Annotated in this window: 26 protein-coding genes; 5 read left to right on the forward strand and 21 right to left on the reverse strand. The window is 64.7% G+C overall.

The window, feature by feature from the left end:
* Window positions 1–281: 281 nt before the first annotated feature.
* The 4 genes from ACXAED_RS12665 (at window position 282) to ACXAED_RS12680 (ending at window position 4073) form a co-directional block, all read left to right on the forward strand.
* Window positions 282–1001, forward strand: a complete 720-nt coding sequence (locus ACXAED_RS12665) for a helix-turn-helix transcriptional regulator (RefSeq protein ID WP_475050260.1) — start codon at window positions 282–284, stop codon at window positions 999–1001.
* Window positions 1002–1095: 94 nt separating this feature from the next.
* On the forward strand, window positions 1096–1737 hold the full coding sequence (locus tag ACXAED_RS12670; protein ID WP_475050262.1) for an acyl-homoserine-lactone synthase: 642 nt from the start codon (window positions 1096–1098) through the stop codon (window positions 1735–1737).
* 63 nt (window positions 1738–1800) lie between these two features.
* Window positions 1801–3339 carry an ATP-dependent DNA helicase gene (locus tag ACXAED_RS12675; protein WP_475050264.1) on the forward strand — a complete coding sequence of 513 codons (1539 nt, stop codon included), beginning with the start codon at window positions 1801–1803 and terminating at the stop codon, window positions 3337–3339.
* Window positions 3336–4073, forward strand: coding sequence for an SDR family oxidoreductase (locus ACXAED_RS12680; RefSeq protein WP_475050266.1), 738 nt, complete (start codon window positions 3336–3338; stop codon window positions 4071–4073). The genes ACXAED_RS12675 and ACXAED_RS12680 overlap by 4 nt, the downstream gene beginning before the upstream one ends.
* Window positions 4074–4279: 206 nt before the next feature.
* Here the strand turns inward: ACXAED_RS12680 and ACXAED_RS12685 are convergent, their stop codons facing one another.
* From ACXAED_RS12685 to pcaF, 21 genes are all read right to left on the reverse strand, one after another.
* Window positions 4280–5065: a TIGR02186 family protein gene (locus ACXAED_RS12685; RefSeq protein ID WP_475050268.1), complete on the reverse strand. Its 786-nt coding sequence runs from the start codon at window positions 5063–5065 to the stop codon at window positions 4280–4282.
* A 2-nt stretch (window positions 5066–5067) separates the two neighbouring features.
* Entirely contained in the window at window positions 5068–5991 is a 924-nt protein-coding gene (locus ACXAED_RS12690; RefSeq protein WP_475050270.1) for a sulfite exporter TauE/SafE family protein, read from the reverse strand.
* A 297-nt stretch (window positions 5992–6288) separates the two neighbouring features.
* Window positions 6289–7254, reverse strand: a complete 966-nt coding sequence (locus tag ACXAED_RS12695; protein ID WP_475050271.1) for an ABC transporter permease — start codon at window positions 7252–7254, stop codon at window positions 6289–6291.
* Window positions 7254–8348, reverse strand: coding sequence for an ABC transporter permease (locus ACXAED_RS12700; RefSeq protein WP_475050273.1), 1095 nt, complete (start codon window positions 8346–8348; stop codon window positions 7254–7256). Before ACXAED_RS12700 ends, ACXAED_RS12695 begins: the two co-directional genes overlap by 1 nt.
* Window positions 8349–9878, reverse strand: a complete 1530-nt coding sequence (locus ACXAED_RS12705) for an ABC transporter ATP-binding protein (protein WP_475050275.1) — start codon at window positions 9876–9878, stop codon at window positions 8349–8351.
* Complete coding sequence (locus ACXAED_RS12710) at window positions 9875–10228, reverse strand: nuclear transport factor 2 family protein (protein WP_475050278.1); 354 nt, start codon at window positions 10226–10228, stop codon at window positions 9875–9877. The genes ACXAED_RS12705 and ACXAED_RS12710 overlap by 4 nt, the downstream gene beginning before the upstream one ends.
* 17 nt (window positions 10229–10245) lie before the next feature.
* Window positions 10246–11241 (reverse strand): BMP family lipoprotein, encoded by a 996-nt coding sequence (locus tag ACXAED_RS12715; protein ID WP_475050280.1) that lies wholly within the window; start codon window positions 11239–11241, stop codon window positions 10246–10248.
* A gap of 155 nt (window positions 11242–11396) precedes the next feature.
* The gene (locus tag ACXAED_RS12720; RefSeq protein WP_475050283.1) at window positions 11397–11822 is read right to left on the reverse strand and encodes a GNAT family N-acetyltransferase; all 426 of its coding nucleotides are present in this window, start codon (window positions 11820–11822) and stop codon (window positions 11397–11399) included.
* Complete coding sequence (tsaB, locus tag ACXAED_RS12725; RefSeq protein ID WP_475050285.1) at window positions 11815–12411, reverse strand: tRNA (adenosine(37)-N6)-threonylcarbamoyltransferase complex dimerization subunit type 1 TsaB; 597 nt, start codon at window positions 12409–12411, stop codon at window positions 11815–11817. The genes ACXAED_RS12720 and tsaB overlap by 8 nt, the downstream gene beginning before the upstream one ends.
* Window positions 12412–12432: 21 nt before the next feature.
* Window positions 12433–12999 (reverse strand): NifU family protein, encoded by a 567-nt coding sequence (locus tag ACXAED_RS12730; protein WP_475050286.1) that lies wholly within the window; start codon window positions 12997–12999, stop codon window positions 12433–12435.
* 64 nt (window positions 13000–13063) lie between these two features.
* Window positions 13064–13669, reverse strand: a complete 606-nt coding sequence (locus ACXAED_RS12735) for a DsbA family protein (RefSeq protein WP_475050289.1) — start codon at window positions 13667–13669, stop codon at window positions 13064–13066.
* A gap of 21 nt (window positions 13670–13690) precedes the next feature.
* Window positions 13691–14146 carry a universal stress protein gene (locus ACXAED_RS12740; RefSeq protein WP_027235076.1) on the reverse strand — a complete coding sequence of 152 codons (456 nt, stop codon included), beginning with the start codon at window positions 14144–14146 and terminating at the stop codon, window positions 13691–13693.
* A gap of 296 nt (window positions 14147–14442) precedes the next feature.
* Window positions 14443–15306, reverse strand: coding sequence for a branched-chain amino acid aminotransferase (locus tag ACXAED_RS12745; protein ID WP_475050292.1), 864 nt, complete (start codon window positions 15304–15306; stop codon window positions 14443–14445).
* Between the two features lie 221 nt (window positions 15307–15527).
* On the reverse strand, window positions 15528–16022 hold the full coding sequence (locus tag ACXAED_RS12750) for a VOC family protein (protein ID WP_475050294.1): 495 nt from the start codon (window positions 16020–16022) through the stop codon (window positions 15528–15530).
* 202 nt (window positions 16023–16224) lie between these two features.
* The gene (locus ACXAED_RS12755) at window positions 16225–16986 is read right to left on the reverse strand and encodes a Phenylacetic acid catabolic protein (protein WP_475050296.1); all 762 of its coding nucleotides are present in this window, start codon (window positions 16984–16986) and stop codon (window positions 16225–16227) included.
* Window positions 16987–17034: 48 nt separating this feature from the next.
* Window positions 17035–18108: a 1,2-phenylacetyl-CoA epoxidase subunit PaaE gene (paaE, locus tag ACXAED_RS12760; protein WP_475050299.1), complete on the reverse strand. Its 1074-nt coding sequence runs from the start codon at window positions 18106–18108 to the stop codon at window positions 17035–17037.
* 10 nt (window positions 18109–18118) lie between these two features.
* A complete protein-coding gene (gene paaD, locus ACXAED_RS12765) occupies window positions 18119–18592 on the reverse strand; it encodes a 1,2-phenylacetyl-CoA epoxidase subunit PaaD (RefSeq protein WP_475050300.1) in 474 nt (157 codons plus the stop codon).
* 126 nt (window positions 18593–18718) lie between these two features.
* Window positions 18719–19480 (reverse strand): 1,2-phenylacetyl-CoA epoxidase subunit PaaC, encoded by a 762-nt coding sequence (gene paaC, locus ACXAED_RS12770; RefSeq protein ID WP_475050301.1) that lies wholly within the window; start codon window positions 19478–19480, stop codon window positions 18719–18721.
* Window positions 19480–19764, reverse strand: coding sequence for a 1,2-phenylacetyl-CoA epoxidase subunit PaaB (paaB, locus tag ACXAED_RS12775; RefSeq protein ID WP_008562338.1), 285 nt, complete (start codon window positions 19762–19764; stop codon window positions 19480–19482). Before paaB ends, paaC begins: the two co-directional genes overlap by 1 nt.
* A gap of 73 nt (window positions 19765–19837) precedes the next feature.
* Entirely contained in the window at window positions 19838–20815 is a 978-nt protein-coding gene (gene paaA, locus ACXAED_RS12780; RefSeq protein WP_475050303.1) for a 1,2-phenylacetyl-CoA epoxidase subunit PaaA, read from the reverse strand.
* A gap of 24 nt (window positions 20816–20839) precedes the next feature.
* Entirely contained in the window at window positions 20840–22042 is a 1203-nt protein-coding gene (pcaF, locus tag ACXAED_RS12785; protein WP_473788515.1) for a 3-oxoadipyl-CoA thiolase, read from the reverse strand.
* A gap of 277 nt (window positions 22043–22319) precedes the next feature.
* Between pcaF and ACXAED_RS12790 the strand changes: the two genes are divergently transcribed.
* Window positions 22320–24104, forward strand: a complete 1785-nt coding sequence (locus ACXAED_RS12790) for an acyclic terpene utilization AtuA family protein (RefSeq protein WP_475050304.1) — start codon at window positions 22320–22322, stop codon at window positions 24102–24104.
* The last annotated feature ends 53 nt before the right edge of the window (window positions 24105–24157 follow it).

Consider the following 24157-nt stretch of genomic DNA (forward strand, 5'->3'; position numbering starts at 1 on the left):
AGGAATTCAGCCTATTGCGGGCTGTGGCCTCGCTATTCCTGGGGAGGTCGCGGCGGATTGCCGAAAAAGATGAATCTCTATTACGCGGTTTTTGCGCAGTTTTTTCGCGGCCAGCCGGATCTGTTCACTCAAAATAAACGAATGCGGAACCTTCGCATTGACCTCCGGGAGGTCCTCGCTGCAAAACAACAGGAAACACCGGCCCGTCCGCTGCAGAACATCTTGCCGCGGCAAACGATCAGAACCGGGGCCGGACCGAAGAGGCAACAGCAAACAACTTCATGGCATACAAAGCAGAACTCGACCGCATTTTGGAGGCGCTTGACGCCACTGAGACCTTGGAAGGCCTGCAGCTGATCGTCGAGCAGGTCTGCGAGGTGTTTGCTGTCGACCACGCGATGTACCTCTGGGTGGAGACCGCCGGAAACCACTATTACTTCGGCACCTACTCTAAGGAGTGGACCGACCGCTATCTGGACAAAGCTTATTCGCGGGTCGATCCGGTTGTCGTGGGCTGCTACCAGCGTTTTCATCCGGTCGATTGGAAACGGCTAGACTGGAACCCCAAACCGGCGCGTGAGTTTCTCAAAGACGCGCTGGTGCATGGTGTGGGCAATCAAGGCTATGCGATCCCGATCAGAGGGCCAAACGGCCAGTTCGCGCTGTTCACGCTCAGCCACAACTGCGACGACGCAGCCTGGGAAAAACTTATCGGCAAGTATGGCCGGGATTTCATTCTGGTGGCGCATTACTTCAACCGCAAGGTGCTGGAGCTGGAACCGACAAGGGCGGCCGAACAAGCCCAGCCGCTGTCGCCGCGGGAAGTCGATGCCCTGACCCTGCTGGCGATCGGCTACAGCCGTGCGCAGGTCTCACAGACCCTTTCGATCTCGGAACACACCTTGCGCGTCTACATCGAAAGCGCCCGGTTCAAACTCGGCGCAATCAATACCACACACGCCATCGCCCGGGCTCTGAGCCTTGGTTTGATTGTGATTTAACGGTAGCACTACACCTTTAGGTGTAAATCCTCTCCGGCATTAACCTTAAAGAGCGTATCATTCCCCTGTTTTTCTACTAAAAGGGGATTTTGCAATGCTGCGCTATGTTTATGGCCACGACCTTCACAACCATGCCGCCTTGGCCCATTCGATGTTCCGGGACAGGGCGGATCAGTTCAAGACACGGCTCGGCTGGGATGTGCAGGTGGACGTCAACGGCGAGGAGAGAGACCAGTACGACGAGCTGGATCCGCTCTACATGATCTGGGAGATGCCTGATGGCAGCCATGGCGGCTCCATGCGGTTTCTGCCCACGACCGGCCGTGTGATGGTGAATGAAATTTTCCTGGATCTCTGCGGCGGTGTGCCCATCTGCAGCCCGCTGATCTGGGAGTGCACCCGCTTCTGCCTGTCCCGAAACGTGCATGGCAGGATCGGAGCCGGGCTGATGCTAGGCAGCCTCGAGATCATGCGGAACTTTGACATCCCCCACTACACGGCTGTCTTCTACCGGCACACGGCCAGGGCTTTCCGCAATCTGGGCTTCGCGCCAGAGATTGCCAGCACGCAACGCGAGGGGCGCAACCCCATCTGCATGGGCTATTGGGAGTATGCCGAGGAGACCTACCTCAGCGTGTCGCGCAAGGCGGGCATCCCGCCGGAGCTGTCGCAGCTTTGGTTCGACCGCTCCTTCGGCGGCGCCGGCGCTTCAGGTCCGGTGGCGCTGAGCGCGTGATCAAAACGTAAACCGGGGCCGGATCCTCTGGCGGACCTGGTCCCGCGGCTGTAGGGTCGCGCCATGACAGCTCTGCCCGTACAGTTTTCCGATGACCAGGCCACGGCTTTTGACAGCGTGACCGAACTCCTGCGCCAGGCGGGGGTCGACCTTGATGACGGGCTTTTGCACCCGCCCCGCGGCGATGCAGGGGTGATGGCGGTGATCGGCAAGGCGGGATCGGGCAAGACCCTGCTGCTCGCGGAGCTGTACAAGGCGCTGGAACAGGCCGGGGTTGAAGTCGTCTCGGGCGACTACGAGAGCCGTAAGAAGGGCGAAGACCGCCGCACCCTGGCAATCCTGGCGCCCACCAACAAGGCTGCGAGCGTCCTGCGCCTGCGCGGGGTTCCTGCAACCACCATCCACCGCATCCTTTACACCCCGGTCTATGACCCGGAATACGAGCGCATTGCCGAATGGCTGGCCGGGCAGGGGGATCAGCCTGACATCGAAGGCCTGACCGAGGAGGCGCTGGCCCGCGCCGCGGCATTTTTTGAGAAGAACAAGTCAATCCCCGGCGCGCTGGCAGCCGCGGGCCTGCGCGGTTCCGATTTCATCACCGGCTGGAAACGGCGTGAAGAGCCGCTGGACATCGGCTTTGTCGACGAAGCCTCGATGCTGGACGACCGCCAGTTCGAGGATTTGAAGGAGATCTTCCCCAATCTGATCCTGTTCGGCGACCCGGCGCAGCTGGCGCCGGTCAACCAGTCGGGCTCGATGGTGTTCGACGCGCTGCCTGAGCCGCGCCGCCTGATCCTGAACCGCATACACCGGCAGGAAGCTGGCAACCCGATCCTCGACCTCGCTCACGCGCTGGCCGACCCGCAAGTGGGTTTCGAGGATTTCGAGCGCATGGTGGAGGACACAGCCCGCCGCGACGACCGGGTGGTCTGGGGCCAGCGGGTGGAGGTCGACCTGATGGCGCGCTCGCCGGTGCTGGTCTGGCGCAACAACACCCGCATCCGGCTGATCAACGCCTTCCGCGCCGTGCATGGCGCGCCGGAGGATGAGCTGATCGCAGGCGAGCCGCTGATTTGCGACGGTATCGAGCTGCCGATGAAGCACCGCAAGAAACGCCTGGACCTGGAGGCCCGCGGCCTGATCAAAGGCGCGCAGGTGATCTTTCTCGGCCCCGGCCGCAAACCCGGCTTTTCCCGCCTGCACGTGATGGGGGCGGAAGATCCGCAGGTCTCAGCCGCCTCGATTGTGAAGATCGAGAAGCCGGACGAGGAAGAGCCTTTTATCCCCTATGCCGCCCGCATGGGCGCAACCTTTCTGCATGGCGCGGCGGTGACCATCCACAAGGCGCAGGGCTCGCAATGGGATACCGCGCAGGTCTTTGCCCCGGACATCTACGCCGCCGCGCGTATGGGCCGGGTAGAGGCAGGCCAGCCCCTGTGGAAACGGCTGGCCTATGTCGCCATCACCCGGGCGCAGGAGCGGCTGATCTGGGTGGTCCGCAACCGCCTCGCCAAGCCCACTGGCCCGCTGCCGGTGGATGATCTCAAAGCCATGCCCGCCGCCGCGCTCACCCTTGAAGCACAGGAGGATACCCCCGCATGAGCCATTCGATCCTGATCACCGGCGCAAGCTCCGGCATCGGCCGCGCCGTGGCGGAGCTGTTTTTGTCCGAAGGCTGGCAGGTGGGCCTTGTGGCCCGCCGGGCGGGTAAGCTGGAGGAGGTGGCGCAGGGCTTTGCAAACGCCCAGGTGCTGCCTGCGGATGTCACGGACCCGGCAGCGGTGGATCATGCGGTTAACAGCTTTGCCATGGCGGCCGGGCGGCTGGATGTGCTGTTCAACAACGCCGGCATCTTCACCCCGCCGGGCACCATCGACGAAATCCCGCTGGAAGACTGGTTTGCCTCGGTGAACGTGAACCTCACCGGGATGTACCTGACCGCCCGCGCTGCCTTCCGCCAGATGCGGCAGCAGGCGCCGCAGGGCGGGCGGATCATCAACAACGGCTCCATCGCCGCTTATGTGCCGCGACCCCATTCAGCGCCATACGCAGCCACCAAGGCAGCCATCACCGGCCTCACTAAAAGCCTGTCGCTTGACGGCCGCCCCTTTGACATCGCCTGCGGCCAGATCGACATCGGCAACACCCGCACGCCGATGGTGGAGGATTTGAGCCAGCGCCACGCAGAGGCCAACCCCGGTGCCGAACCGATGCACACCTTCGCGGTGGAGGATGCGGCAAAGTCGGTGCTGCACATGGCCAATCTGCCGCTGGAAGCCAACGTGCAGTTCATGACGGTGATGGCCACCAAGATGCCCTACATCGGCCGCGGCTGAGCGCTCCCGCCCGTCGCTGGCGCATCCCGGATGCGCCGCTCCCGTTGGGCCGGGCGCTGCGCTGGCGCGCAGCGGGCCGCCGGCAGGCGTACAAATCAGAAAGCCGCACGGCGCTTCATCTTTCCCGCAATACTCCGGGGTGAATTGGCCGCAAGGCCAAGAGGGGCTGCGCCCCTCCCACCTGTCTTCGGTGGGTTGGGTCCTCGTTACCGGTTCCTGAGCAGGCTGAAAGCTGCGGACGCGCCCCAGCCGGCCGCAATGGCAATCGCCAGCGACATCAGGCCATAGAGGAACGGCTGCTCGCGCGAGAGCGAGTACAGGAACCGTTCCAGCCCCACCTTGCGCACGTCGATGGTGGTCTCGTAGCTCGACACCACTTCGCCCCCGCGGGTCAGGAAAATCCTGGTCTGGTATTCCCCCTCGGTGAGGTCGGCGGGCATCGTGATGGCAGTGCGGAACAGCGTTTGCTCATCCACCGCAACGGTGTTTTCGCGCAGGGAGTAAAGCCCGTTCTTCTCGCGGATCCGCACTACCGCATCGGCAAAGGCCTGGGCGCCGCGGATATGCATGGCAGCGCCGACCGAGCGGATCGCGCGCTTGATCGAAATCCTGTAGCGCAGGTCCTCGGTGTCCGTCAGCACCTCCTTGAACGGGGCGCTGGTGGCCACGGCGTAGAACGCCGGCGCCGAGTCGACCAGAACGCTGTCGACATTGACCCAGATCCCCAGCTTCTTTTCCTTGCGCCGCACCATGACGGAGGGGGCCGGGCCGGAGACGGTGACCACCACTTCCAGCGGGTCGTCCTGCGGGATCGGGGTTTCGCGTTTCACCGCACCGAAGACCAGGATTTCCGAACCGTCGAAGGTGGCAGTGATAGCCACCCGGTCCTGGCTGAGGCCGAGCACAACCTCTTCCTTGCCGGCCTGAGCGGCGGATTGCGGCAACAGGGCCAGGCTGGCGGCCGTCAGGGCGGACAGGAGCAGCTTGCGCATGATCAATGCCCTCCCGGCTCGCCCAGGGAGAAGATCTCGGAGGGCTGCAGCAGCAGGTCGAGGCCCAGCTTGACGCAGACCGCGATGACCATCAGCGCCAGCAGGATACGCAGCTGTTCGGCTTTGAGATAAACGCCGATGCGGGTGCCGATCTGGGCGCCAATAACACCGCCGATCAGCAGGAGAACCGCCAGCACGATATCCACCGTGTAGTTGGTGGTGGCGTGCAGCATGGTGGTAAAGCCGGTGACCAGGATGATCTGGAACAGCGAGGTGCCGACAACCACCTTGGTCGGCATGCCGAGGATGTAGATCATCGCGGGCACCATGATGAAGCCGCCGCCGACACCCATGATTGCTGCCAGAATACCCACGGCCACACCAACCAGAATGGGCGGGATCACCGAAATATAGAGCCCGGAGGTGCGGAAGCGCATCTTGAAGGGCAGCGCATGCACCCAGCCGCGCTGGCGCCGGGCCGCAGGGGCGCTGCCGCCCGCCTTCTTTGCCTTGCGGATGGCGTTCAGGCTTTCGATGAACATCAGCCCGCCGACAACACCCAGGAAGACGACGTAGCAGAGCTTGACCAGCAAATCGACCTGGCCAAGCGCCTTGAGGTAGTTGAACACCACCACCCCGAGCGCGGCCCCAATCAGGCCGCCAGCCTGCAACACAAGCCCCATCTTGATATCGACCGTGCGCCTTCGGAAATGCGCCAGCACGCCGGAGAAGGAGGAGGCGACAATCTGGTTCGCTTCCGTGGCCACCGCAACCGCCGGCGGGATGCCGATGAAGAACAGCAGCGGCGTCATCAGGAAGCCGCCGCCAACTCCGAACATGCCCGAGAGAATTCCGACCATTCCTCCGAGGCCCAGAAGAAGGAAGGCATTCACCGAGACCTCAGCTATGGGAAGGTATATCTGCATGATCTTTGTTAGACCGCAGACCGTTCAAAAATCAATGATCTATGCCGCTATGCAGCGTGCAGGACTGATTTGACGCGGTAAACTGGACTTAACTGTGGCCGCCGTGCACTGGTGGGGCAGGGCTGCCCCTTAGTGCCCTGTTCGAGTGTAATTGCGTCGTTGCCGCGGCAAGAGTGAACGGCGCTTTGCGCTGCCGCTGCCGCGGCCCTTATCCCGGAAAAGACGCAGGCCGGGAGCAGGCAGGAAAAAGAAACGCCCGGCGCAAGGCCGGGCGTTCCGGTGTTTCCGTTACGGCGCTCAGCGCTCCTTGACGTATGGCTGGCCGCCGGCACGGGGCGGGATCGCCTTGCCGACGAAGCCGGCCAGGATCACCACCGTCAGCACATAAGGCAGCGCGTCCATGGCCTGAACCGGGATCACGATGCCGCCAAGCTCGATGTTCTGGAACCGCAGGGCGACCGCCTGCAGCAGACCGAACAACAGGCAGGCACCCATCGCGTGCCACGGTCGCCACTTGGCAAAGATCAGCGCGGCGAGCGCGATGAACCCGCGGCCGGCGGTCATGTCCTTGACGAAGCCCGCCTGCAGCGCGGTGGCCAGATAGGCGCCTGCGATGCCGCACAGCAGGCCGCAGATCATCACCGCGCCGTAGCGCAGGCCGACAACCGAGACTCCCGCGGTGTCCACTGCCGCCGGGTTTTCACCCACTGCGCGCAGGCGCAGGCCAAAGCGGGTGCGGAACAGGATCCACCAGGTGGCCGGCACCGCCAGGAAGGCGAGGTAGACCAGCACCGAATGGCCTGACAGCAGCTCGGAGTAAATCGGGCCCAGAACAGGCACGCCAGAGAGGCTGTCGGCAAAGGGCAAGGTGATCGGGGTGAACCGGCCGCCGCTGAACAGCGACGGCGTGCGGCCGCCCTGCTGGAACCAGTCCTGGGCGATCAGCACCGTCATGCCCGCGGCCAAAAAGTTGATCGCAACGCCGGAAATCAGCTGGTTGCCGCGGAAGGTGATCGACGCCACCCCGTGCAGAAGTGCCAGGAGCAGCGAGGAGCCGATGCCCGCCAGCAGCCCCAGCCAGACGTTGCCGGTCACTGCAGCGACGGCGGCGGAGAAGAAGGCGGCCATCAGCATCTTGCCTTCCAGGCCGATGTCAAAGATGCCTGCACGCTCGGAGTAGAGGCCGGCGAGGCAGGCCAGCAGCAGCGGCGTGGCCAGGCGGACGGTGGAATCCAGAATCTGGATGATCGTCAGGAAATCCATCAGTTCTGCCCCTTCCGCACCGCCAGGAAGATCTTCTCAAGCGGCATCCGCACCATGTTGTCGAGCGCGCCGGTGAACAGGATCACCAGGGCCTGGATCACCACGATCAGCTCGCGCGGGATCGAGGTCCACAGCGCCAGCTCCGCGCCGCCCTGGTAGAGGAAGCCGAAGAGGATCGCTGCCAGGAACACTCCAAACGGATGGTTGCGCCCCATCAGCGCCACCGCGATGCCGATGAAGCCGGCGCCTTCGGTGGCGTTCAGCACCAGGCGTTCCGCTTCGCCCATCACGTTGTTCACGGCCATCATGCCGGCCAGCGCGCCGGAGATCAGCATCGCGATCATGATCGTGCGGACCGAGGAGATGCCGGCATAGCGGGCGCCGGGCTCCGATTTGCCCAGGGAGCGGATCTCATAACCCAGCGGCGTGCGCCAGATCAGCAGCCAGACGAACAGGCAGGCGCCCATGGCAACCAGCAGGCTGACGTTGGCGGGGGCCGACTTGGAGAAGTTGATGCCGATCGGGGCCAGCAGCTCATGCAGGGAGGGCAGGTGCACCGCCTCGGGGAAGCGTTCGGTGGCCGGGTCCATCGAGCCTTCGGGGCGCAGCACGTTGACCAGCACATAGTTCAGCACCGCCGCGGCGATGAAGTTGAACATGATGGTGGTGATCACGATATGGCTGCCGCGCTTGGCCTGCAGATAGGCCGGGATTGCGGCCCAGGCAGCCCCAAAGATCCCGGCGCCAAGGGCAGCAAAGACCAGCGCCAGCGTCCAATGCGGCCAAGGGATCAGCAGGCAGACCAGCGCCACGCCCAGGCCGCCCAGCATCGCCTGGCCCTCGCCGCCGATGTTGAACAGGCCGGCATGGGCGGCAACCGCCACCGCCAGGCCGGTGAACATGAAGTTGGTGGCGTAATAGAGCGTGTAGCCCCAGCCATAGGTGGAGCCCAGGGCGCCGTCGACCATCAGCTTGACCGCGGCCACCGGGTCCTCGCCGATCCCGAGGATCACCAGCGCCGACAGCAGTGCAGCCAGGATCAGGCTGATCAGCGGGATCAGGACCACATCGGCCCATTTCGGCATCTTGTCCATTTACGCGGCCTCCCCCGCGACACCGGCCATCAGCAGGCCGAGCTCTTTCTCATCGGTCTGATCCGCCGGGCGTTCGCCCATGATCATGCCGTCAAACATCACAGCGACGCGGTCGGAGAGCGACAGGATCTCTTCCAGTTCGACCGAGACCAGCAGGATCGCCTTGCCCTGATCGCGCAGCGCGACAATCTGCTTGTGAATGAATTCGATGGCGCCGATATCGACGCCGCGGGTCGGCTGGCCGACCAGCAGCAGGTCCGGGTTGCGCTCGATCTCGCGCGCAACAACGATCTTCTGCTGGTTGCCGCCGGAGAAATTCTTGGCCGCCAGCCAGGGATCCGGCGGGCGCACGTCAAACTTCTCCATCTTGGCTTCGGTATCGGCCTGCAGGGAGGCGTTGTTCATCAGCACACCCTTCTGATAGGCCGCATCGCGGTGATAGCCGAAAGCCACGTTCTCCCAAGCGTGGAAGTCCATGATCAGGCCCTCGCGCTGGCGGTCCTCCGGCACATGGCCGATGTGGGCGTCCCGGCGCGCCTTGGCATCCGAGCCCGGCCCGCGCAGGGGCAGGGGGGTGCCGTGCAGCTTGATGCTGCCGGTGCCCGGACGCATGCCGCCCAGAACCTCCAGCAGTTCCGACTGGCCGTTGCCCGCCACGCCGGCAATGCCGACGATCTCGCCCGCGCGCACGGTCAGGTCGATGCCCTTGACGCGCTCGACGCCGGCTTCGTCCACTACCCGCAGGTTCTCGATCTCCAGGATCGGGGCGCCAGGCTGGGCGGGCACCTTATCGACGCGCAGCAGCACCTTGCGGCCCACCATCAGCTCCGCCAGATGCTCGGGGCTGGTCTCGGCGGTCTTGACGGTCGCGGTCATCTGGCCGCGCCGCATCACCGAAACGGTGTCGGTGTACTCCATCACCTCCCGCAGCTTGTGGGTGATCAGGATGATGGTCTTCCCCTCGGCGCGCAGCCGGTCGAGGATGCGGAACAGCTGGTCGGCCTCCGACGGTGTCAGCACGCCGGTCGGCTCGTCGAGGATCAGGATCTCCGCCTTGCGGTACAGCGCCTTGAGGATTTCCACCCGCTGCTGCGCGCCGACGCCGATTTCGTCGATGCGCGCATCGGGGTCCACGAACAGTTCGTATTCCTCTTCCAGCGCCTTCAGCTCCTTGCGGGCGCGGCGCAGCGAGGGCATCAGCATGCCGCTGTCCTCGGCGCCCAGCACGATGTTTTCCAGCACGGTGAAATTCTCCACCAGTTTGAAATGCTGGAACACCATGCCGATGCCCGCGGCAATCGCCGCCTGGCTGTCCGGAATCTCGGTCTTCTTGCCGTTGATGAAGACTTCCCCTTTGTCGGCCTTGTAAAAGCCGTAGAGGATCGACATCAGCGTCGACTTGCCCGCACCGTTTTCACCGATGATACCGTGAATGGTGCCGGGGGCGACGCGGATGGAAATGTCCTTGTTTGCCTGGACCGGGCCAAAGGCCTTGGAGATGCCTTTGAGTTCGATGGCGGGGGCAGTCAAGAGGGCTCTCCCATGCCTGTAAATCCGATCAGCCGCACCACTTTGCCATCTTGCAGATCAGCAAAATACTGGCCGCGCACCATGCGGGTGCCGTCCTTCAGAAAATCCACCGTGGCACGCGCGTGGCCATGGTGTTCCGAGACGGCCACGACTTTGGCCTCGGCGCCCGGCATTTTCGCGCTGAACTGCGCGATATAGTCCAGATAGGCGTCGCGGCCCTCGATAGGGGCGGGGGTGTTGGGATCGGAATAATAGAATTCGGGCCCGATCGCCGCGTCGGTTTTTGCAACACGGCCTTCGGGGGTTGGGTCGCCCCAGGCCGCAAACAGAATATGAATAAACTCCGTCATGGCCTGGGGCTTTCTCTTTAGAAGCTCAGTGCCGGGCAGCTGTCATCGGACATGTAGTCATGCACCTTGAGCTCGCCCGAGGCGATCTTGGCAGCAGCGTCGTCCACCGCGGCCTTCATCTCGCCGGTCACCAGATCGGCGTTGTGCTCATCCATTGCATAGCCGACGCCGCCATTGGCCAGGCCCATGACAGAGAAGCCGGTCTCCATCTCGGCACCGTCCGAGAACGCCTCGAACACGGCGTTGCCGACGTTCTTGGTCATCGAGGTCAGCACCTTGCCCGGGTGCAGGTGGTTCTGGTTGCTGTCCACGCCGATCGACAGGATGCCCTCGTCGGCCGCGGTTTGCAGAACGCCCACACCGGTGCCGCCGGCCGCGGCATAGACCACGTCAGCGCCCTGGGAGATCTGCGCCTTGGTCAGCTCCGATCCCTTCACCGGGTCGTTCCAAGCTGCCGGGGTGGTGCCGGTCATGTTGGAAATCACCTTGGCGTCCGGGTTGGCGGCCTTGACGCCTTCGGCATAGCCGCAGGCGAACTTGCGGATCAGCGGGATGTCCATGCCGCCGATAAAGCCTACGGTGTTCGACTTGGACGCCATCGCCGCCAGCATGCCGACCAGATAGGAGCCTTCGTGCTCGTTGAAGACAACCGAACGCACGTTGTCGCCTTCAACCACCATGTCGATGATGGTGAACTTGGTGTCCGGATAGTCGGCTGCCACCTGGCCCAGGGCGTCGGCAAAGGCAAAGCCCACCATCACGATCGGGTTGGCGCCGGCCTCGGCGAAGCGGCGCAGCGCCTGCTCGCGCTGGGCTTCGGACTGCAGCTCGATCTCGCGGTAGCTGCCGCCGGTCTCCTCGACCCAGCGCTGGGCGCCGTTATGCGCGGCTTCGTTAAAGCTCTTGTCGAACTTGCCGCCCAGGTCGAAGATCAGCGCGGGCTCGGCCAGCGCGGCACCTGCTGTCAGGGCCAGCGACGCGGCTGCGCCCATCAGCGGTTTCATCAGGGTCATCAGGTTAACTCCCACTGTCATTTTTGTTGGATGCAGCGGGGAATTTCCGCTGCCCGGCCACGTTCAGGCCATAGAGGGTGCGGCAATTTAGCCTGCAGGGCAGGGAGAGGGTCAACCGCTTTTTGACCATTTGGTGCGAAATCCGCGCAACTGGCCTAGCGTAAACCTTTTCTCATCAGGATTGCATCCGCCGGTTTTGCCCCTTCCCGGCGGTAATATCCGGCCCGGCGCCCGCATTCCGCGAATCCGCAGGCGCGGTACAGCGCTTGTGCCGGGGCGTTGTCGGCGGCGACTTCCAGGAACACCTCAGCCGCGCCGCGTGCGCGGGCAGCTGATTCCCAATCCGCCATGCAGGCGCGGGCCAGGCCCTGGCGCTGATGGCCGGGGGCGGTGGCAATGGTCAGCAGCTCTGCCTCATCCGCGATCACCCGCACCAGTGCAAAGCAGCGGTTGTCGCCCGCGGCAAAGGTCAGCGGGCTGTCCAGCAGGGAGGCAAACTCCGCCGCCGACCAGGGCCGCGACTGGGTGAAGGCCGCGGCATGGGTGGCGGCCATCGCTTCAGGTGTCAGCGGGTCAGCCATCAATCAGTGCCGGCGGCACATCGCTGGACGGTGCGGCATCGGCGGAGCGCAGGTACAAGGGGGCAGGCGGCTCGGTTACAGTCTGAAACCGCGCGGCTGCGATCCGGGCGATGGCTTCGGCCATCCCCGCGGGGCTCGCCTCAGGCGCAAACGCCAGTCCGGCGCCGCGGGCGGCATCCTCTGCCTCCTGGCGCGGCATCAGACGCGGCGCCTCGCCCGGCAATGCGGCATAGACCTGATCGCGCGGCGCCGGCACCGCGGGCAGGGTGCCTTCGGCCGCGCGGGCCTCAAACCCGTCAACGCCTACGGCCGGAATCTCCAGCCCAAGCGCCAGGCCGCGGGCGGCGGATACCGCGATGCGGATGCCGGTGAAATTGCCGGGACCGACACCGACGCCGATGGCATCAAGGTCGGCCCACGCGGCGCCGCCTTCTGCCAGAACTTCTTCCAGCAGCGGCATCAGCCGTTCGGCCTGGCCGCGGGTCATTTCTTCCAGCCGGGAGGCCAGCAGCTGATCCCCGCGCAGCAAAGCGGCCGCGCAATGCGCGGCCGATGTGTCAAAGCCCAGAACCAGCGGTTCGGAGGTCATGTGTTGTCCTTTCGCAGCCGGTCAGACGGCAACCGGGCGCACTTCGGTGACTTCCGGGATGTAGTGGCGCAGCAGGTTCTCGATCCCCATCTTCAGGGTCAGGGTCGAGGACGGGCAGCCCGCGCAGGCGCCTTGCATGTGCAGGTAGACAACGCCGCGGTCAAAGCCGTGGAAGGTGATGTCGCCGCCGTCCTGAGCCACTGCCGGGCGCACGCGGCTGTCCAGCAGCTCCTTGATCTGGTTGACGATTTCGGCGTCCTCGCCGGAATGCTCGGCGTGGCCGGAGGCCGGATCGGCAGAGCCGTCCGCCATCACCGGCTGGCCGGACTGGTAATGCTCCATCACCGCGCCCAGGATGGCGGGTTTGATGTGGTCCCAATCAACACCGTCGGCCTTGGTCACGGTCACGAAATCATTGCCGAAGAACACGCCGGTCACGCCTTCAACCGCAAAGATGCGGGAGGCCAGCGGGGATTTACCTGCAGCGTCTGCACTGGGGAAGTCGGCGGTGCCGACCTCCAGAACGGTTTGGCCCGGCAGGAATTTCAGCGTCGCCGGGTTGGGCGTGGATTCGGTCTGAATGAACATGTCGGGTCTCCGTTAAGCGTGCCCCCGATATGCGCCTTGCGGCCTGCCAAGTCAAGATTTGGAACTATTCTAAATTCGGGCGGCCTGCGGCGTGCTCCAGCGCTTGCTCCAGACGGTCGTCGCCCCAGAACAGCTCCGGGCCACAGGTAAAGCTGGGCGCGCCGAAAATGCCGGCTGTAATCGCCTCTTCGGTCTGTGACCGCAGCGCCGATTTGATATCGGCGGATTGTGCGCGTGAAATCAAACCTGCATCAAGGCCGGATTTGCGGAGGCATTCTTGAAGCACCGCGTCGCTGGAAATATCCGAGCCGTCTCCGAACTGCGCTTGGAACACCGCCATTGTGAAAGCTTCAAGGCAGTCCTGCTCGGCGGCGGCCAAAGCCAGCCGGGCTGCCTTCAGTCCGTTTTGCGGAAACGGATCCGGGCGGCGGAAGGGCAGCCCGCGGGCCGCGCAGATCCGCTCCATGTCGCGCCACATGTAGCGGCCTTTGGCGGGGTAGATATTGAACGGGGAGGTATCCCAGCCCTGGGCGGCGAACACCGGCCCCAGCAAGAACGGTTTCCAGGTAACGGATATTCCGCGGCCGGCAGCCAGCTCGCCAATCCGCATCACGCTGAGATAAGAATAGGTGGAGGCGAACTCGAACCAGAATGAGATCCTGCCACTCATCGCCGCTGCCGTGCCTTCTGCTCAGGTAATTGCTTCCAGTTTCTCTTTGCTGAGGTCGCCCGGCACGATGGTGATCGGCACCGGCAGGGTGCCGGAATTCTTGGTCAGCTGGGTGACCAGCGGGCCCGGTCCCTTGCGCCCGGTGCCGGCCCCCAGCACCAGCACGCCGATTTCCGGATCGCCCTCGATGTAGTCAAGGATTTCCGGCACCGGCTCGCCCTCGCGGATCACCAGTTCCGGGTCGACGTTCTGGCGGTCGCGCATCCATTTGGCAAAGACTTCGAAATGCGCATGGATCCGCTCGCGGGCTTCCTCCCGCATCACTTCGCCAACACCGATCCAGTGGTTGAACTCGTCCGGCGGGATCACCGACAGGATGGTGACGCCGGCACCGGTATGCGCCGCGCGCATCGCGGCGAACCGCATGGCGTTCAGGCATTCGCGGCTGTCATCCAGTACCACAAGGAATTTGCGCATTTTCGCTCTCTCGTTGTTCCTCGGCGGATCATGACGCAAGCGGGCGCATCAGGCAATAGAGCCAAACCCATTGAGCCGTTTCAGGAAACTGGCGCTAGGTCCGGGCGGGGAGGCGCTCCCGCGCCCGCAGGATCTTCCGGCTGCGCCGGAAGCCCCTTTGCGGCCTTGGGCCTGGCGCCGCGCAAGGAGCGGCGCGGCACTGTGCGCAGGCACGGTGCCATGCCCAACTGTGCAAGGGCCTTTGAAAAAGGCCCCGGAACGGGCGGGAGCCTCCGCTTGCGGCGCAGCGCATCGTGTCAGGTCTGGCTGCGGGCCCAGTCCCAATACATCTCACGGACCCGCTTGGCGACGGGGCCGGTTTGATACTGGCACTCGTCGAAAGCGGTGACCGGTGTCACTTTGCTCATGTTGCCGGAGAGGAAGATCTCATCAGCTTCTTCGAAATCCTGATACCCCAGCACGCATTCATGCACGGTGATGCCACCGGCGCGCATGTTCACGATGTGCCGGGCGCGGGTGATGCCGGCCAGGAAGGTGCCGTTGGGGATCGGAGTGAAGACCTCGCCATCGCGGACCATGAAAACATTGGTGGTGGCGGTCTCCGCGACATTGCCCATGGCGTCCTGCACCAGCGCATTGGTGAAGCCCTTGCTGCGGGCTTCGCGCAGCATCCGCGCGTTGTTGGGATAGAGGCAGCCGGCCTTGGCGTTCACCACCGCGTTCTCCAGCACCGGGCGACGGAAGCGGGTGCGGGTGAGAGTTGCGGCGGCCGTGTCCGGCGCCATCGGGATCTCCTCCAGGCTGACGGCAAAGCGGGTGCTGTCCGGGTCCGGGGCAATCAGGGTCCCGTCGCCATCGGCGGCCCAGTACATCGGCCGGATATAGACGGCCGAACCGGGGACAAACCCCTCCAGACCCTCGCGGATCAGCTCCACCATTTGCTCAACAGTGTGCGTGGGCGTCATCAGCAGCGCCTTCGCCGAGGCATTGGTGCGGGCGCAGTGGAGGTCCAGATCCGGGGTCACCCCGTCAAAGAACCGTGCGCCGTCGAACACTGAGGACCCCAGCCACATTGCATGATCCGCCGCCCGCATCACCGGCAGGTCACCGTCATGCCAGCTGCCATTGAAATAGGTCCGGATTGTACCGCTTACAGCCATATTTCACCTCCCTCCGCTTGCCGTTAGGGTAGGCAGGGAAAGGTCAGAGGTCCAGACCTAACATGCTCCGCGCGGGTCCAGGAAAAGCAGCGGTTTTGCTGCTTTTATTTTGCGTTACAGCGTGTTGCCGGGAACATGGACGCATTCTGACGCTGCGTCTTTTGGGTCAGCCTTTCTGACCAATTGTTTCGCGCGCGAAACATTCCGGCAGCAAGCCTGACCTACTCAACCTCTGCGAGCAATGCCTCCAAATCCAGGGCCTCTGTCCCCATAGCGAGGCTGCCGTCGCGCCCGCGCGGCCACTCCGTCTCAGGCCGGTCGCGGTAAAGTTCCACCCCGTTGCCGTCGGGATCGCGCAGATAGAGCGCTTCGGACACCCCGTGATCGGCGGCGCCGTCCAGCGCGATGCCTGCGTCCAGCACCCGCCGCAGCACCGCAGCCAGGCTCGGGCGGTCCGGCAGCAGGATGGCGGTATGATATAGTCCGGTCATATTGGGCGCCGGGGCAGGACCCCCGCGCGACTGCCATGTGTTGAGGCCGATGTGGTGGTGATAGCCGCCTGCCGACAGGAAGGCAGCGGAGGAGCCCAGCCGCTGGGTCACCTCAAAGCCGAGGACACCGCTGTAGAAGCCGATTGCCCGCTCCAGGTCCGAGACCTTCAGGTGGACATGGCCAATGCCGGTGCCTGCGGGAAGTTTTGCCGTGCCGGTGCTCATTGCAGCCTCCATTTGTCTGGTGGTGCAGATATGGCTGCTGAGCGCCTTGGGTTCCATTCCGCAGCGCCGCACCATGTGCCTGTGGATTTGCACAGCACCGCCAGCGGCGGCGCAGGCCCGCGCGCCGTCAGGCGCGCCGGGCCCAACCGGGCCTGCGCATCTTTGATGCGCTGCAGCCCGGGCGGGAGTTTGCAGGTCAGGATCAGGCGGCCGGTTTCAGGCCGGCCTTGTCCAGAATGGCCGCGGCGTCCTGCTGCCAACGGGCCTTCAGCTCTGCATTCGGGGTGCGGCGCAGGCCCATGGCCTTCAGGCCTTCGAATTTATCCGAGGCCTCCTGACCAAAGCTCGCCGCGACCCGCGGCCACCAGTAGTCTGCCAGTTCCTGCAGGCCATCGGTGCCCTGGGCCTCGACCAGCACCATCAGCCCTTCTTCAGCCAGCTCGGCGTGGCGGGTCTCCAGCGGCAGGATGGCGCGGAAGGCTTCGGCCAGCGGCTGGTAGGAGACTTGGCTCAGCTCCTCCAGCTGCAGCACCACTGCGCGGCCCATCAGCAGGTTCATCATCACCGCGTCGGCCCAGCCTTCCAGCGGGTAGTTGAACACCGCCAGCCGCATGTCGTGCTTGGTCCGGCTCTGCCCGATGTCGGCATCCCGCTCCAGCCGCGCGGTCCAGGGGTGGTGGTCGGCATAACGCTCGGTGTCGGCGCCGAAGTCGCCCATGATCCGCAAGACCTTCTCCGCGTGATCGGTCTTTTCCAGCACGATCCGCGCCGCGGCGATGCGGGCCTTGATGCCGGGGCCTTCGTTGATGATGTCGGCAAAGCCCGCGGCGCCGGCCAGTTCGCTGTCGACGAAGGTCGCCATCAGCTTCATCAGCTCGGCGCGGTAGCGCGGCGGCACATTGGACGGGTTGGTCAACACCCCGCCCTGGGCCAGATAGCTTGTGATGCTCATCTCTTCGGACATGAAACGTCCTCCCTGAAAACTCCGGCTAACCGGTTATTTGAAATTCCCTTACTGATCGTAGTCGACAACCACGCTGTCGGTCACCGGATAGGCCTGGCAGGACAGCACATAGCCTTTTTCGACCTCGTAATCCTCCAGCGCGTGGTTTGCGACCATTTCGACTTCGCCTTCCAGCACCTTGCAGCGGCAGGTGGAGCAAACGCCGGCCTTGCATGCGTAAGGCGCGTCCATCGCGTTTTCCAGCGCCGCATCCAGCAGGGTTATGTCCTTGCCCATCTCGATGGTCTGGGTGGCACCGTCCAGGGTGATGGCGGCCTTGGTCTGGTTGGCGCTGCTGGCTGCGTCTTTTGCGGTGGCTTTGCGCTTGGCGCGGCCCGGCTGGGCCGAGGCGAACAATTCGAACTTGATCTGGCTGTCATCAAGGCCGGCAGTGCGCAGTGCGGCAGCGATGCCCAGCATCATTGGTTCCGGGCCGCAGATAAAGGCGGTGTCGACCGACTTGATGTCGATCCAGTGCTCGAACAGCTGGGCGCATTTCTCCTCGGTCACCAGGCCGGTGAACAGGTCGATTTCCTGTGCGTCGGATTCCAGCACGTGGATCACGTTGAACCGGCCCATGTAGAGGTTCTTCAGATCCTCCAGCTCCTCGCGGAACATGATCGTGTTCACGCCCTTGTTGGCGTAGACCAGCGTGAAGGACGAGTTGGGCTCCGCCGCCAGCGTGGTCTTGAGGATCGACAGGACGGGTGTGATGCCGGAGCCGCCGGCAAAACCCAGATAGTTCTTCTCTGCGCCTGCATCCAGCGGGGTGAAGAAGGTGCCCATCGGCGCCATCGCTTGCAGGGTGTCGCCGGCCTTCAGCTCGGTATTGGCCCAGGTCGAGAACGCACCGCCGTCGACGCGCTTGATGCCGACCTGCAGGATGCCCTCGTCCTTGCCTGCGCAGATCGAGTAGCTGCGGCGCAGCTCCTCGCCGTCGAAGTCGCGGCGGAAGGTCAGGTACTGGCCTTGCGTGAAATCGAATTCCCCAGCCGCGCCATTTGCGGGCTTCAGGGTGACAACCACCGCATCGCGGATAGTCTTGCGGACGTCGGTGACTTCAAGGTCGTGAAAGCGCGCCATCAGGGTCTCCTCAGATGCACTTGAAATAATCAAAAGGTTCGAGGCAGTCCTGGCAGCGCCAGTGGGCCTTGCAGGGGGTCGAGCCGAACTGGCTGACCTTGGTGACATTCTTGCTGCCGCAGTGCGGGCATTTTTCGGGGCCGCCGGCGGGCTGGGGCGGGGCGATGCCGTAGTCCTCCAGCTTGGCGCGGCCCTTCTCGGACAGCCAGTCGGTGGTCCAGGCGGGGGAGATCCGGGTCTCGATCTTCAGGTGCTCGATTCCCTTGCTGCGCAACGCAGTCTCGATGTCGAGGCTGATGATCGAGGTCGCCGGGCAGCCTGAGTAGGTCGGGGTGACGGAAACGACCAGGGTTTCGCCCTGCCATTCCACGCCGCGGACGATGCCTAGGTCGACGACCGAGATGACCGGGATTTCCGGATCCGGCACGGCGTCGAGCCACTCCCAGATCTGGTCAGTGCTTGGCTGAGTTGTCACTTGGCTCATGCGGTTACCCTCATTGGCTGTTCCGCCCGGCAGTGCGCCGGGCAACGCCCGTCCTGCCCCCGCGGGGCAGGAGTTCAACGCCCGCCGCTCGTGACGGGCGTTGCCTTCAGTTCTTTGACCGTGGCCTTACCACTTGGCGCCGGGATAGGCGCGCTGCAGCCATTGCATCTGGGTCAGCAGGTGGCCCAGGTGCTCGGTGTGCATCGCACCGGTGCGCCCGCCCTTGTGGGCAAAGCGGCTCTCCGGAATGGTCAGCGTCGCGTCGCCCAGGATGCGGGAGATCAGGGCGTCGTATTCCTCGCGCAGGGACGCCGGGTCGGGGGCGATACCAGCCTTCACCATTTCGGCGTCGGTCTCGTCCGACTGGAACATCTCGCCCACATAGGGCCACAGGTAGTCCAGCGCCTCCTGCATCCGGCGGTGGCTTTCCTCGGTGCCGTCGCCCAGGCCCACCACCGTATCGGCGGAGCGCTCCAGGTGGTATGCCACCTCTTTCGAGGCCTTCTCGGCAATTGCGGCGACCCGTTCGTCCGAGGATTTCAACAGGCGGCCCAGCTGGATCGAATGCCAGGCGTCAAACAGGAACTGGCGCATCAGGGTGCGGCCGAAGTCGCCGTTCGGCACCTCGCACAGCAGCACGTTGCGGAAATCCCAGGCGTCGCGCAGGAAGGCGAGGTCGTCGGCGGACTTGCCTTCGCCCTGCACCTCAGCGGCGAGGCCAAGCCACATCTGGGTCTGGCCGATCAGGTCCAGCGCTGTGTTGGCCAGCGCGATGTCCTCTTCCAGCACCGGCGCGTGGCCGCACCATTCACTGACCCGGTGGCCGAGGATCAGGGTGTTGTCCCCCATCCGCAGCAGAAACTGGGTAAAAGCTTTCTCGCGGTTCATTACATTGCCCCCACTTCTTCGGGGATGTCGAAGAAGGTCGGGTGGCGGTAGACCTTCGACTCGGACGGCTCATAGAGCGGGCCTTTGTCGCTGGGCGAGGAGGCGGAGATGTGGTTCGCCTCAACCACCCAGATCGACACGCCTTCGTTGCGGCGGGTGTAGACGTCACGGGCGTTCTTGATTGCCATCTCGGCGTCCGGCGCGTGCAGGGAGCCGACGTGGCGGTGGCTCATGCCGTGCTGGCCGCGGATGAAGATTTCCCAGAGGGGCCATTCGTTTTTCATGTCTCAAATCCTCCTGGCTGAGGGGGTGCTGCGCCGGGTCCCGATAGGGGGCGGAGCGCCGGAATGCTTGGGGTTACTCGGCGGCGTGCTGGCGCGCGGCCTTCTTCTTGGCGTGGGCGAGCAGGCCGTCGCGGACCCAGGCGCCGTCGTCCCAGGCCTTGTTGCGGTCGGCGAGGCGGTCCACGTTGCAGGGGCCGTTGCCCTGGATCACGTCAAAGAATTCGCTCCAGTCCGGGTCGGTGTAGTCGTAGTGGCCGCGCTCCTCGTTCCATTTCAGGTCCGGATCGGGGATGGTGAGGCCCAGGTATTCGGCCTGCGGCACGGTCTGGTCGACGAACTTCTGGCGCAGCTCGTCGTTGGTGTTCATCTTGATCTTCCACTTCATCGACTGGGCAGAGTGGACCGAGTCCTTGTCGGAGGGGCCGAACATCATCAGCGACGGGTACCAGAGGCGGTTCAGCGCATCCTGTGCCATCTTCTTCTGCTCCGGCGTGCCCTCAGCCATCTTGCGGATGGCGTCATAGCCCTGGCGCTGGTGGAAGCTTTCTTCCTTGCAGATGCGGATCATCGCGCGGGAGTAGGGGCCGAAGGAGGTCCGCTGCAGCGGCACCTGGTTCATGATCGCGGCGCCGTCCACCAGCCAGCCGACCGCGCCGATGTCGGCCCAGTTCAGCGTCGGGTAGTTGAAGATCGACGAATACTTCATGCGGCCGTCCAGCAGCATCTCGGTGATCTCGTCGCGGGAGACACCCAGCGTTTCCGCCGCGCAGTAGAGATACAGGCCGTGACCCGCCTCATCCTGCACCTTGGCGAGCAGGATTGCCTTGCGCTCCAGCGTCGGCGCGCGGGTGATCCAGTTGCCCTCCGGCAGCTGGCCGACGATTTCCGAATGGGCGTGCTGGCCGATCTGGCGGATCAGCGTCTTGCGGTAGCCTTCGGGCATCCAGTCCTTGGGCTCGATCTTCTCGCCCGCGTCGATGCGCGCCTGGAAGGCCGCCAGCTTTTCCGGATCGTCCTGGGTCGCTTCGGATTTGATCATCTGAGCATACATGTCTGGGACCTCCTCAGGGTTTCGTTACACGCGTTCGAGGATCAGGGCGGTGCCCTGTCCAACGCCGACGCACATGGTGCAGAGCGCATACCGCCCGCCAGTGCGCTGCAATTGGTAGGCGGCGGTCAGCACCAGCCGCGCGCCGGACATGCCGAGCGGGTGGCCCAGTGCTATCGCACCGCCGTTAGGATTAACATGGGGCGCATCGTCCGCGACGCCAAGTTCGCGCAGTGTCGCAAGGCCTTGGCTTGCAAAAGCCTCGTTCAGTTCGATCACGTCCATCTGTTCGATGGTCAGGCCGGTGCGGGCCAGCACCTTGCGGGTGGCGGGCACCGGGCCGATACCCATGATGCGCGGCTCGACACCCGCAGCGGCCATGCCGACGATGCGGGCCATCGGTTTCAGGCCGTTCTTGGCAGCAGCGGCCTCATTCGCCATCAGGATCGCCGCGGCGCCATCGTTGACGCCGGACGCGTTGCCGGCGGTCACGGTCTTGTCCGGGCCGTTGACGCCCTTGAGGCCCGCCAGCTTCTCCGCCGAGGTGCCGGGGCGGGGGTGTTCGTCGGTATCCACCACCAGATCATCGCCCTTGCGCTGGGGGATGGTGACCGGAGTGATCTCGTCCTTGAAGATGCCGGCCTCATGCGCGGCGGCCCAGCGGGCCTGGCTGCGGGCGGCGAATGCATCCTGATCCTCGCGGGAGACGCCGTAATCCTCGGCCACGTTGTCGGCGGTCTGCGGCATCGAGTCGGTGCCGTACATCTCGTGCATTTTCTTATTCACGAAGCGCCAGCCGATGGTGGTGTCATAGACCGCATTGGCGCGGGTGAAGGCGGATGTGGCCTTGGGCATCACGAAGGGCGCGCGGCTCATGCTTTCGACGCCGCCTGCGATGGCCATGTCATAATCGCCGGCCTTGATGCCGCGCGAGGCCATGCCCACCGCATCCATGCCGGAGGCGCAGAGGCGGTTGATGGTGGTGCCGGGCACTGTGGTGGGCAGGCCCGCCAGCAGCGCTGCCATGCGGGCCACGTTGCGGTTGCTTTCACCGGCCTGGTTGGCGTCGCCAAAGATCACGTCATCGAGGGCGCCCCAGTCCACGTCCGGGTTGCGCGCGGCAAGCGCGGCAATCGGCAGGGCGGCAAGATCATCGGTACGCACCTGGCTCAGCGCGCCGCCGTAGCGGCCGATCGGGGTGCGGGTGGCATCGCAGATGAAAGCATCCATGGGTGTTCGCGTCTCCTGTGGCGGCGGCAGGAAAAGCCGACCGTTGGGTCGGTATTACGCTGGAAGATGATTCGCAGCAAGTGAAATGTAACCTGAAACTTTCACCTTTGGAAATTCTGTAACGTGTCGCTGTGGCGGAGCGCGGTCTTCGCCGCAGCGAACGCGGGGTTATTGTTGCGAAGCCAAGGTCTTGGCGGCCAGGCTGGCGGCAAGGGGCCGCCGTTTGCGGGCAAATCCGTGTATGCTGTGCACCGGATGGCGGCCATCGGGAGGAGCAATGCCAGAGATACTGCGCATCGGCGGCGCTGCCGGGTTCTGGGGGGAGGCCGCCCTGGCCACCCCGCAATTGCTGGCGGCCGGGGGCTTGGATTTCCTTGTCTATGACTACCTGGCCGAGATAACCATGGCGCTGCTGGCGCGCGCGCGTGCAAAAGATCCGGCGGCGGGATATGCGACTGATTTCGTGACCGCGGCGATGGCGCCCAGCCTGGCAGAGATCGCGCGGCAAGGGGTGCGGGTCGTTTCCAATGCGGGCGGGGTGAACCCGGAGGCCTGTGCCGCGGCCCTGCGGCGGGAGATCGCCGCTCAGCGGCTGGATCTGCAGGTGGCGATGGTTGAAGGCGACGATCTGCTCGGACGCGCGGCGGAGCTGGCGGAGGCCGCGCCCAGAGATATGTTCACCGGCGCGCCGTTTCCGCCGCTGGAGAAGATTGCCAGCATCAACGCTTACCTCGGAGCCTTCCCGATTGCCGCAGCCCTGGACCGGGGCGCGGATATCGTCGTGACCGGGCGCTGCGTGGACAGCGCGGTGACGCTGGGGGCCTGCATCCATCATTTCGGCTGGGCGGCGGCGGATCTGGACCAGCTGGCGGGCGGCAGCCTGGCGGGCCATATCCTGGAATGCGGGCCGCAGGCGACAGGCGGCAATTTCACCGACTGGCAGGCGGTCGCGGAGGGCATGGCCGGGATCGGCTACCCCATTGCGGAAGTCCGTGAGGATGGCACATTTGACGTAACCAAACCTGCGGGCACCGGCGGGTTGGTCTCCCGTGCGACAGTGGCGGAGCAGCTGCTGTATGAGACCGGCGACCCGCAAGCCTATGTGCTGCCGGATGTGGTATGCGATTTCTCCGGCGTTACGGTGACGGAGGCCGGGCCGGACCGGGTGCGGGTGGCTGGCGCCAGGGGGCGCGGGGTACCGGAAAAATACAAGACTTGCATCACATGGCAGGACGGATTTCGCAGCGGCCATTACTTTACCTTCTACGGCCTTGATGCCGAAGCCAAGGCACAGGCCTTTGCCAAGGCGGCGCTGACCCGCGCGCGGGATGTGTTGCAGGGGGGGATGCTGCCGGACTTCAGCGATGTGAGTATTGAGCTGATCGGCAGCGAAAGCCAGTTCGGCGGGCTGCGGCAGAGCGGTGCTGCGCGGGAGGTGGCCGCCAAGATCGCGGTGCGCCACCCGGAGGCCCGAGGGGTGGGCGTATTCCTGAAGGAGGCGGTGGGGCTGGGCCTGTCGGCGCCGCCGGGCTTGAGCGGTTTTGCAGGCGCCCGGCCCAAGCCCTCGCCGGTGCTGGCGCTGTTTTCCTGCCTGCTGCCCAAGGCGCAGGTGCCGGTGGCGGTGCGGGATGCGGCGGGCCGCAATGCGGTGCCGGCGGCTGCGGCTATCCCGCTGCAGGTGCTGGAACGGCCTGCGCCGCCGCCGGGTCCGGCCTCGAAAAGAGTGGCAGAGGTGCCGCTGATCCGCCTTGCCTGGGCGCGCAGCGGCGACAAGGGCGACATCGCCAATATCGGCGTCATCGCGCGCAGGCCGGACCTGATGCCCTGGATCTGGGCGGCGCTGGACGAAACCCATCTGCGCCGGGTGTTCGGGCACTTCTGGGATGGCCGGATGGAGCGGTTTTTCCTGCCGGGAAGCCTGTCGATGAACATCCTGCTGCACGGCGCGCTGGGCGGCGGCGGAACGTCATCCTTGCGCAACGACCCGCAGGCTAAGGGTTATGCGCAGTTGCTGCTGGCGGCACCCGTGCAGGTGGATGCGGACTTGCTGGAGGAGTTTTGAAAATGCCGAAATGCTGCAGCATGACGCAGAGGGCGGTGCCCGGCCGCGGGCGG

Source organism: Leisingera sp. ABM4_103, from assembly GCF_056158685.1.